The sequence below is a fragment of the Phenylobacterium sp. genome, assembly GCF_044358365.1.
In the GTDB taxonomy this organism is placed as follows: Bacteria; Pseudomonadota; Alphaproteobacteria; order Caulobacterales; family Caulobacteraceae; genus Phenylobacterium.
Genome location: NZ_JBIKNZ010000143.1, coordinates 1 through 2,874, shown reverse-complemented (window position 1 = coordinate 2,874; position 2,874 = coordinate 1). Strand labels below are relative to the sequence as shown.

The 2,874-nt window shown below is 61.5% G+C and carries 3 protein-coding genes; 1 reads left to right on the top strand and 2 read right to left on the bottom strand.

The genetic code is table 11. The features are described from left to right. Positions 1-250: 250 nt before the first annotated feature. Positions 251-808: a hypothetical protein gene (locus tag ACIQ3B_RS18490; protein WP_397405202.1), complete on the bottom strand. Its 558-nt coding sequence runs from the start codon at positions 806-808 to the stop codon at positions 251-253. Positions 809-1,060: 252 nt separating this feature from the next. Between ACIQ3B_RS18490 and ACIQ3B_RS18485 the strand changes: the two genes are divergently transcribed. Then, positions 1,061-1,996: a LysR family transcriptional regulator gene (locus tag ACIQ3B_RS18485; RefSeq protein WP_397405200.1), complete on the top strand. Its 936-nt coding sequence runs from the start codon at positions 1,061-1,063 to the stop codon at positions 1,994-1,996. Positions 1,997-2,035: 39 nt separating this feature from the next. Here the strand turns inward: ACIQ3B_RS18485 and ACIQ3B_RS18480 are convergent, their stop codons facing one another. After that, the gene (locus ACIQ3B_RS18480) at positions 2,036-2,710 is read right to left on the bottom strand and encodes a transposase (RefSeq protein ID WP_397405198.1); all 675 of its coding nucleotides are present in this window, start codon (positions 2,708-2,710) and stop codon (positions 2,036-2,038) included. Between the last annotated feature and the right edge of the window lie 164 nt (positions 2,711-2,874).

The window sequence follows — 2,874 nt, the reverse complement described above, 5'->3', positions numbered from 1 at the left end:
GGCTCAATCCGGCGCATCTGCGCCTGCGACAACCAGATCAAATCACTCATGACGACGCCTCCATGCGCCGCCAGTGAATCAGACCAACCCCGCCTTGGGAATCATTTCAATGGGTCCTGAGCCTAGTCTCCTGAACGTTTCTGCATTCGCGGTCTCTCCGTCCAGGAGCCCTTTCTGGTGCGCCACGCATCATGTATCTGCAGAATAGCGCTAAATCTTGAATGGCGAACCCACTCGAGACTAGGTGTTTTTACAGTTTGTAGACTCGCGAGATAACCCGACAGAGACCAAGCATTCGGCTTCCTTGATGTAAATCCTTGGCAAGACGCAATAGCACGTCAGGGAAGCCCAACACCGGGATTGCTGCCTCCAGTGCCGCCACTTCTTGGCGAGAAACGCCGTGGCGCACCACACCCATGCTCGCTTCAATCCAGTCACCCTTCCGCGCCGCGTTAACTACCGCAGCGTCAGGTCCGTTGAATGGAAGCACTTTGTGATGCCAGTGAATGATAGCGGCGACCAGTGTGGGGTTGAGATACGACGCGTGTTGCGCCCGGACGCGTTCGGCTAGCGCCTCCGACGGCTCCAGATAGGCCAATTCGTGGTCGGTCCACATGCCCACGTCATGGAACACCAACGCGAAGCCAATGTGTTCGCGTCCCTGCTGATCATCGCCGAGAAAATGCGACGCGTAGCTCAGTACTCGGTAGATGTGGTTGCGGTACGCGGCGAAATCGGGGCCCACCGCCTCTGCAATCATCGGCAAAAATCGTTCGATTGTTGGGTCGGAGACGATTGGTTGGATCATCGAAAATTCTCCGTGCAGGTCCGGGCAGGTATGGTTCACGCGACTGCCCGGACTGGTCTTTGAGATCGGCGCGAACGAGCAAATCAGGCAGGCGAAAGGGTGCTCCCCGCCATCATGGCGGTTAGTCCCGTCAATACTTCGCGTCGCTCGTACATCTGTTCGCTCCGTGTTGACGAAACAGATACGCAAGTTCGGTCATGATAAAATCAAAGAGGAATGGTGGCTTCTCATAAGGATGTTTATGGGACTGAAATGTCCTTGATGCAGCTTCGTACTTTCGTAGAGGTCCACCGCCGCCGATCCCTGAGCGGGGCAGCGCGTGCGATCGGCATCACTCAGCCAGCAGCTTCCCAGCACATCGCCTCGCTTGAAGAGCAGCTTGGCCATCCGCTATTCGACCGCCACTCTCGTGGCGTACGGCCCACCGCAATCGCCGACGATCTGGCAGCGTCGATCGGCGGAAGCCTCGACGTGGCAGAAACAGCGTTGGCTACAGCCAGGGCACGCTCGTCGCGCATGTCCGGGACGGTGCATATTGCTGCACCGTCAGATCTTTTGGGTGAGATGATTACGCCGCGGCTCGGTCCATTACTAGATGCAGGACTTGATCTGCGGCTTCACATAGGAGGACGTGAAGCACTCTACAGCATGTTGCTGGACGATAGGGTTCATCTAGGGATCACTACGTCACAGCCCGACGACCCGCGGCTTGCCTTTGAAATTTTGGGTGAAGAACGTTTGCTCGCGGTCGCCTCGGCAGCGGTCGCCGAGCGTATCGCTGGATTGTCGCTTGCCGAAGGCCTAGACCAGGTTTCACATCTTGCATACGACCTCGACCGGCCGCTCGTACGCACGTGGCTTGATGCGAACGGGATTGAGCTTGCGCGGCTGCCCAGGATCACTGCACCGGATCTCCGGGTACTGCGCTCAGCGCTTTGCGCGGGCCTCGGCTGGTCAGTCCTGCCGGGCTACCTTACGCGCGCCGAACGTGAAGCGGGCGTTCTTGTCGAGATACCGGCTCCAGTTTCGGCGCCGCGTAATCCATTCCACCTTGTCTGGGCCCGGTCATCGCTGCGCCATCCGCGTGTGGCGCTGGCGCGCAACCTCTTGGTGGAAGCTTACAGATCGGAAGCATCAATAGTCGTCGCTGTGAAGACGCACGACTTTGCGCCAGCGCCACCTCCATAAGCCTGAATGGCCGTGTCAATGTTGAAGTGCGACGAACCCCTAAACTCCCGCCTCACGCCCGGGCTTCGGACCCCGCTTGCCGGGCGCGAGCGTCAGCCCCGTGCGCGCCTCCATCGCCGTGATCCAGTCGGCCGCGCCCACCGGTCGCCCGATCAGCTCGGCTTTGCGCAGCGGTCCATAGGCGGCCGCTTCGTCGAAGTCCTCGTCCAGAAAGGCCGCGAACTCGCCCACCCGCTCCAGCGCCGGCGCCACCCGCACCACCGCGTCATCGCGGCCCGCCAGCAACGCCGGCGTGCTGGACCAGCGCCAGTCGCCCGCCCGCTCGACCAGTCGCGCCCGCACCGGGTTCAGCGCCACATAGCGCAACGCCGACAGCAGATGGCCCTCATCCATCGCCACCGAGCCATATCGCCCCTGCCACAGATGCCCGGTGGTGCGCATCCTGGCGTTGATATAGCCGGTGTAGTGGCGGTGCACCTTGCGGAACGTACGCCACAGGCCCTCCTCGTCCCCCGGCGTGACCACCAGGTGCACGTGGTTGGGCATCAGGCAATAGCTCCACACCTCCACCCCCGCCGCCCGGGCCGCATCGGCCAGCAGGTCGAGGTAGAGCTGATAGTCGCCGTCCTCAAAGAACGTGCGCTCCCTGCGGTTGCCGCGCTGGGTGACGTGGTGCGGAACGCCGGGGATCACAACGCGGGAGAGGCGGGCCATGGGGTGAAGCGTAGGGGAGATTGGGGGTTATTGCAACTGTCATGTGTGGACGGCGCCCGGTTGGCAAGGGGGCATTGAGGAGATGCGACGTGGTCGGGTGCGGTCATGTGTCCGGCCTGTTGATGCGGCCTTGAACAGCCGCTGGCCCTGATGTCGTCCGCTGA